Genomic DNA, 6,291 nt, shown 5'->3' with positions numbered 1-6,291 from the left:
ATCGGCGCTTCAAATCCTGGGGGGCATGCCCCCCAGGATTTGATCACCCAAATGGCGGCATAAAACGACATCCGCGATGAGCTTAACTTAGCCGCCAACCTGTCCAAGAAGGCGAGGCCACCTCAGCAAACGTCGAACGGGCAGCGCCTTTGCGTGGAATGCGAGCTTCCCTGCCGATGCGGTCAAGATCGCGGGCAAACGGCACATCTTCGCGCGTGCGACAGACTCCGGCAGAACCAATGTCTACAACTTTTGCCCGACCTGCGGTTCGACCGTCTTCTATGACGTTGAGATGCGTCCCGGCATGATTTCTGTGCCGGCAGGCGCATTCGCGTCAGCCGAGTTTCCTCAACCCACAGTGCAGGTCTTTGACCAGCGAAGCGTCGCTTGGTGCACTATCGACGTAGGATAACAGACGCTTTTCCAGCGGAACCCGATAAAAGAGATTAGATTCAGTAATGGCCTAATCCGAAAGCGAGCAAGCCCGTTCGTCGACGAGAGTGATATGGATGCCCTCTGGGTCAAAAAGCATTTGTTGATCGTGCTCGATTCTCGCCAAGGCGGACGGTACGAAGGCGGTGGCCATAGCGGCGTCGTACGACGACTTATCCGAGAAATATATCTCGGTCACCACGTCAACTCTTTTAACGCTTTCAGGAAGATAATTTCTCTTATATTCAACAATCCCCGGCATCACCTCGATAATGGTAGGGACATGGTTTTCTTCATACCAAGCCATGAAATCAGATCGGGATAGGTCATGACGCTTCGTCAGAAGTGCAATTAACTTAACTGTCATCAACACTCTCGCGTCATTTATGCCTAGACCCCCCTCGATAACGCTGAGATTATATTACCGAAACGGCCAATTGGACTAACACTGGACAGTTTTGCCGCAGGCGTTCGCCTTTCGGAATGGCGTCAACGCCTTCCCACAAACGAACGTGTCGCGGGACGGCCGGTAACGGTGCGCACAGGCACCGGATGGGAGGCTGGCTTTCCCGAAACCTGTTCCCGATTGTGTTTTCCCGAAATGCCGCATCGGAGATGGAGAAACGGGACGGTCGCACATTCTTCAGGCGGCCGGTTTCGGGAAGCCGTGGCGATCGATCGAACGGCAATGTTGAGGGCGCGTGCCGCCCGGCTGCTTCCCAATCGTGCTCGATCGGCCAAACGGAAAACAGGTGTTTTCCGTCAGCGTCCGGTTCCAAGCACGACAAGAAGCCGGATAAACGACCGGCTCTGGTCGGCCACGGTCTCGCGGTCTGCCCGAACTTGAACTCATGGCATCCGCGCCACGACCTCTCGGGGAAACCCTGCCGCGAGATGATCGATCAACGCTCGCACAGCTGGCGGCAAGCCGCGGCGGGTGGTGAACACGAGGTGCACGATGCCCTGAAGGCCGCGCCAGGCGGGCAGCACGTGGACCAGCTTGCCGGTAAGCAGCGCCTCGCGGCAGACGTGGTCGGGCAGGATCGCGATGCCCAGGCCGTCGATGGCGGCGTTGCGCACGGCGGCCATGTCAGTGCAGCCCATGCGCGGCGCGGTGCGGATGGCATGTTTGTGGCCATCCTCGGTCTCCAGGTGCCATTCGAGATCGTCTGCGGCGTCATCGGTGGCGAGCATCGGCAGGTTTGCGAGCTGCTCCACCTGCTTGATCTGGCCTGCCAGTCCGGGGCAGGCGACGAGGATACGCGTCGACCTGCCTAGCGAACGCATTGTGAGCGCGGCATCGCTGGTCAACGCGGTGCGCACCCGCAAGGCAAGATCGATCCGTTCCTCGATCAGGTCTACCGCGCGGTCTGTCGCGACGAACTGCAGGCGCACCTTGGGATAGCGAGTAAGGAACGCGGATATCAGGCCCGAGATAGGCTCGACCATGCCGGTGGGACAGCTGAAGCGGATGCGGCCATGGGGTTCGGCCTGTGCCTCGAGCACCAGCGTCTCAGCCTGCTCGGCCTCGGCCAGGATGGCGCGGCACCGTTCATAGAAGGCAAGGCCGGTGTCGGTCACGCGGAAGCGGCGGCTGGATCGTTCAATGAGGCGAAGGCCGAGGCGCTCCTCGAGCCCGGCGATGCGGCGGCTCAGCTTGGACTTGGGTTCCCGGAGCGCGCGCCCCGCAGCAGCGAAGCCGCGGTGCGCCACCACTTCGGCAAAATAGGCATAGTCGTTTAGGTCGATCCGCATCATCGTTCCTCCAATGGAACGCTGAGTGCCACATCTGCCGTCTACACGCATCACGTTCTCAGCTCATCTCATTCGGGCAACGGCGCTTCGCCGGAACACGAAGGAGAAAGACGATGACGAACAAGTTCAACGACAAGGTGGTGGTAGTGACCGGTGGCACCAGCGGGATCGGTCTCGCGACGGCCAAGGCCTTCGCCGATGGGGGCGCATCGGTATTCATCACCGGGCGGCGGCAGGAAACGCTCGATGCCGTGGTGAAGGCGATCGGTGGGCGCGTCACCGGCGTCCAGGGCGACATGGCCAAGCTCGCAGACATCGACCGGCTCTACGACGCGGTCCAGCAGCAGCATGCGCAGATCGACGTGGTCTTCGCCAACGCCGGCGGCGGCGAGATGATGCCGCTCGGCGCAATCACCGAAGAGCACTACCAGAGCACTTTCGACACCAACATGAAGGGCGTGCTGTTCACTGTCCAGAAGGCGCTGCCGCTGCTGAAGGACGGGGCCTCGGTGATCCTGACGAGTTCGACCACGAGCATTTCGGGCACGCCTGCCTTCAGCGTGTACTCGGCGACCAAGGCGGCGGTGCGGAGCTTCGCGCGCAATTGGATCCTCGACCTCAAGGATCGCCGCATCCGTGTCAACGCCGTCAGCCCTGGCGTGACCGAGACCGCCGGGCTCGACCATCTCTTCGGCGGCAGCGAGCAGGCGGCGGGCACCAAGGCCTATCTCGCCAGCCTGATCCCCGTGGGTCGGATCGGTCAGCCCGAGGAAATCGCCAGGGCCGTGCTGTTCCTCGCCTCTGATGACGCGAGCTTCGTCAACGGCGTCGAACTCTTTGTCGATGGCGGCCAGGTGCAGATCTGATCACTAGGCTCGAAGGCCGGATGGCTTGTCGCCTCGGGTGGCAAACCATCTGGCCGCTTGGCCGTCGCGGAGAGAAAACCGCATTGGCCGAAATCGGGAAGGAGAAGTGGGCGGCTGAATGGCAAGGATGGGTCGATGGCGGTAGGCGGCACCTGGGACGTTAGCTGCCGTTGACGCCAATCCGTCGGAATGACGGCTTTCCAGCTAAGCTGTCATTCGAGAGCCTGTGAGGCGAGATCGACGGCAGCGTCACGCTTCGCTTGAGCAGCCTTGCGCTCGGAATAGCGGTCAACCAGTTGCCCGGCGTGGGACCGGGTCAGGACCGTGAACCAGACCAGCTCTTCCATCACGTCGACGATCCGATCGTAGTAGCTCGACGGTCGCATGCGACCGGCCTCGTCGAACTCCTCGAACGCCATCGCCACGCTCGACTGGTTGGGGATGGTGATCATCCGCATCCAGCGGCCGAGCAGACGTAGCGTGTTCACGGCGTTGAATGACTGCGAACCGCCTGACACTTGCATGACCGCGAGGGTCCGGCCCTGGGTCGGTCGCATACCACCGAAGTCAAGTGGCAGATGGTCGATCTGGGCCTTCATGATCCCGGTGACCTGGCCATGCCGCTCGGGACTGCACCAGACCATGCCCTCGGACCATAGCGCGTGCTGGCGAAACTCATGCACAGCGGGATGATCGTCCCCCGCCACCTGATCCGGTAACGGCAGGTCGCTGGGGTCGAATATCCGCACCTCGGCGCCGAACAGGATCAGGAGGCGTGCCGCTTCCTCGACCGCGAGCCGGCTGAACGACCGCTCGCGAAGCGACCCATAGAGCAGGAGGATACGCGGCGGCGGCTGATCGTCGCCTATGCCAGCGCCAGGGTGGTCAATCACGATGCCGCGATCGAGAGCAGGCAGATCGTCAGGATCGCGCAGCGTTCGGAGACGGGTCATCCAAGATCCTTGACGAGATAGGTCGCGCGCGGCCCGCACAGCGAAGCGAACTGCGCAGTCGCGGCGATGAAGTCCGGTGCGCGGTCGCGATCGGCATCGGCATAGCCGAGCGCGCGGAAGAACTCGGCCTTGCCATTGGTCAGGAGGTGCAGCCGGTCTATCGCCTCATCGGCGATGCCTTCGAGCCGTTCGACCAGCATGCGGCCATAGCCCTGACCGCGGCGGGTCGGCAGCACGACCAGCGAGCGAAGCAGCCGATCGGCGCCATCACCCTCCAGCCCGATGAACCCGATCAGCCCGACGTCGTCGGACAGGCTGAAGAACATCTGGTCGGGACCACCAATATCGTCGGTCGGGAGCCCGGCGGCGCTAAGGGCGAGACGCAGGACATCATCGGCGTAGCGTGCCTCAGAAAAATAGATCTGAGTCATGCCACGGCTCCCGCTTCGTACCAAGGTCGGGTCCGCTTCACGATCGTGACCACGGACAGCATCACCAGCACCTCCACCAGCACGCCAACGACCGTCGCCAGCGCTGCGCCCGAGTTGAGGCCGAACAGACTGATCGCAGCGGCAACCGCCAGCTCGAAGAAGTTGGAGGCGCCGATCAGGGCAGCGGGTGCGGCCACACACCATGCCACGCCGAGGCGGCGGCTCAGCTAATAGGCAAGGCCGGCGTTGAAATAGACCTGGATCAGGATCGGTACCGCGATCAGCACGATGACAAGCGGATGGGCGACGATCGCCTCACCCTGAAACCCGAACAGCAGCGCCAGCGTGGTGAGCAGGGCAAACAATGACATAGGTCCAAGCCTGGCGAGCAGCCGATCGAGCGCTGGTTGACCGCCCGAACCGATCACGACACGTCGCGCGACCTGCGCGACGATCACCGGCACGACTATGTAGAGCATGACCGAGATGAGCAGCGTGTCCCACGGCGCCGTGATCGACGCGACCCCGAGCAGCAGGCCGACCAAGGGCGCGAACGCAAACACCATGATCACGTCGTTCAGCGCGACCTGGCTCAGCGTGTAGGTCGGCTCGCCATCGCAGAGGTTGGACCACACGAACACCATTGCCGTGCAAGGCGCGGCGGCGAGCAGGATCAGGCCGGCGATGTAGGAGCTGAGCTCGCCCTCCGGCAGCAGCGGACGAAATAGCCAGCCCAGGAACAGCGTGCCCAGCAGCGCCATCGAGAACGGCTTTACCGCCCAGTTTATGAAGAGGGTGATGCCAACACCCCTCCAATGCTGGCGGACTGAGCCGAGCGCGCGCAAGTCGATCTTGAGCAGCATCGGGATAATCATCAGCCAGATGAGCACCGCCACCACGAGGTTGACGCGCGCGACCTCGGCCGACGCGATCGCGGCGAACAATACCGGCAGCGCGTAGCCGAGCACGATCCCGACAACGATGCAGAGCGCCACCCAGAGGCTGAGATAGCGTTCGAACGTGCTGATCGCCGGCTTGGCCGGCGCAGTGGCGGTCATGCCCCGATCCTGTCGCCTGCGTCGTCGATGACCCTCTCGCCATCTTCCTTGGTGAACGCCCCGCGCTGCCGCACGGGCAGCAGATCGAGCACCTCCTCTGACGGTCGGCAGAGCTTCACGCCGAGCGGCGATACGACGATCGGACGGTTGATGAGGATCGGATGCTCGATCATCCTATCGATGAGCTGGTCGTCCGTGAGCGCTGGGTCGGCGAGGCCAAGCTCGGCATAGGGCGTGCCCTTCTCGCGCAGCAGGGCGCGTGGAGTGATGCCCATGCGGCCGATCAGCGATACGAGGCGCGAGCGGTTCGGCGGCGTCTTGAGGTATTCGATGACGTGCGGTTCGATGCCGGCGTTCTGGATCATCGCTAGCGTATTGCGCGACGTCCCGCACTCGGGGTTGTGATAAATGATGATATCCACGGTCATGGCAGCCTTCAGCAGCAGGGGTTGAGCTCGGCGATCAGCGGCTCGCAAAGCTCCGCCTTCCCGCCGCAGCAGTCCTTCACGAGAAACAGGGTGAGCGCCCTCAACTGGTCGAGGTCGGCGCGGTAGTTGATGACGCGGCTGCGCCGCTCGGAGCGGATCAAGCCCGCGCGGGCAAGGGTCGCGAGATGCACTGACATGGTGTTCTGCGGCACATTGAGGGCCTTGGCGACTTCGTCGGCGGCCAAGCCTGCAGGCTCGTGGCGGACCAGCAGGCGGAATGCATCGAGGCGCGTGCCCTGCGCGAGCGCGCCAAGATGGCTGCGTCGTTGTCCATATATCCACGTTAGCGGATATATGGATTAATTCAA

7 protein-coding genes and 2 pseudogenes are annotated in these 6,291 nt (G+C 62.7%); 2 read left to right on the top strand and 7 right to left on the bottom strand.

Annotated elements, in window-relative coordinates:
• Positions 1-139 precede the first annotated feature (139 nt).
• Positions 140-412: pseudogene (locus MRBLMA1_RS05770) on the top strand (GFA family protein); the annotation flags it as partial.
• Between the two features lie 51 nt (positions 413-463).
• On the opposite strand, the gene MRBLMA1_RS05765 reads toward MRBLMA1_RS05770, so the two are convergent.
• Both MRBLMA1_RS05765 and MRBLMA1_RS05760 read right to left on the bottom strand, forming a co-directional pair.
• The gene (locus MRBLMA1_RS05765) at positions 464-799 is read right to left on the bottom strand and encodes an EthD domain-containing protein (protein WP_363735585.1); all 336 of its coding nucleotides are present in this window, start codon (positions 797-799) and stop codon (positions 464-466) included.
• Between the two features lie 482 nt (positions 800-1,281).
• Positions 1,282-2,190, bottom strand: coding sequence for a LysR family transcriptional regulator (locus tag MRBLMA1_RS05760; RefSeq protein ID WP_363735583.1), 909 nt, complete (start codon positions 2,188-2,190; stop codon positions 1,282-1,284).
• Positions 2,191-2,300: 110 nt separating this feature from the next.
• Here MRBLMA1_RS05760 and MRBLMA1_RS05755 point away from each other — a divergent pair, with 110 nt between their 5' ends.
• Complete coding sequence (locus MRBLMA1_RS05755) at positions 2,301-3,053, top strand: SDR family NAD(P)-dependent oxidoreductase (RefSeq protein ID WP_363735581.1); 753 nt, start codon at positions 2,301-2,303, stop codon at positions 3,051-3,053.
• Positions 3,054-3,265: 212 nt separating this feature from the next.
• On the opposite strand, the gene arsH is transcribed toward MRBLMA1_RS05755, so the two are convergent.
• The 5 genes and pseudogenes from arsH to MRBLMA1_RS05730 all read right to left on the bottom strand — a co-directional run bounded on the left by arsH (position 3,266) and on the right by MRBLMA1_RS05730 (position 6,261).
• Positions 3,266-4,006 (bottom strand): arsenical resistance protein ArsH, encoded by a 741-nt coding sequence (gene arsH, locus MRBLMA1_RS05750; protein WP_363735580.1) that lies wholly within the window; start codon positions 4,004-4,006, stop codon positions 3,266-3,268.
• Positions 4,003-4,437, bottom strand: a complete 435-nt coding sequence (locus MRBLMA1_RS05745; RefSeq protein ID WP_363735578.1) for a GNAT family N-acetyltransferase — start codon at positions 4,435-4,437, stop codon at positions 4,003-4,005. Before MRBLMA1_RS05745 ends, arsH begins: the two co-directional genes overlap by 4 nt.
• Positions 4,434-5,495 (bottom strand): annotated as a pseudogene (gene arsB, locus MRBLMA1_RS05740) (ACR3 family arsenite efflux transporter). Before arsB ends, MRBLMA1_RS05745 begins: the two are co-directional and overlap by 4 nt.
• Positions 5,492-5,923: an arsenate reductase (glutaredoxin) gene (gene arsC / locus MRBLMA1_RS05735; protein ID WP_363735576.1), complete on the bottom strand. Its 432-nt coding sequence runs from the start codon at positions 5,921-5,923 to the stop codon at positions 5,492-5,494. Before arsC ends, arsB begins: the two are co-directional and overlap by 4 nt.
• A gap of 8 nt (positions 5,924-5,931) precedes the next feature.
• Positions 5,932-6,261, bottom strand: a complete 330-nt coding sequence (locus tag MRBLMA1_RS05730) for an ArsR/SmtB family transcription factor (RefSeq protein ID WP_414714709.1) — start codon at positions 6,259-6,261, stop codon at positions 5,932-5,934.
• Positions 6,262-6,291 lie beyond the last annotated feature (30 nt).

The sequence above is a fragment of the Sphingobium sp. LMA1-1-1.1 genome (assembly GCF_040676365.1).
GTDB lineage: Bacteria > Pseudomonadota > Alphaproteobacteria > Sphingomonadales > Sphingomonadaceae > Sphingobium.
This window is presented reverse-complemented; position numbering and strand designations above follow the sequence as displayed.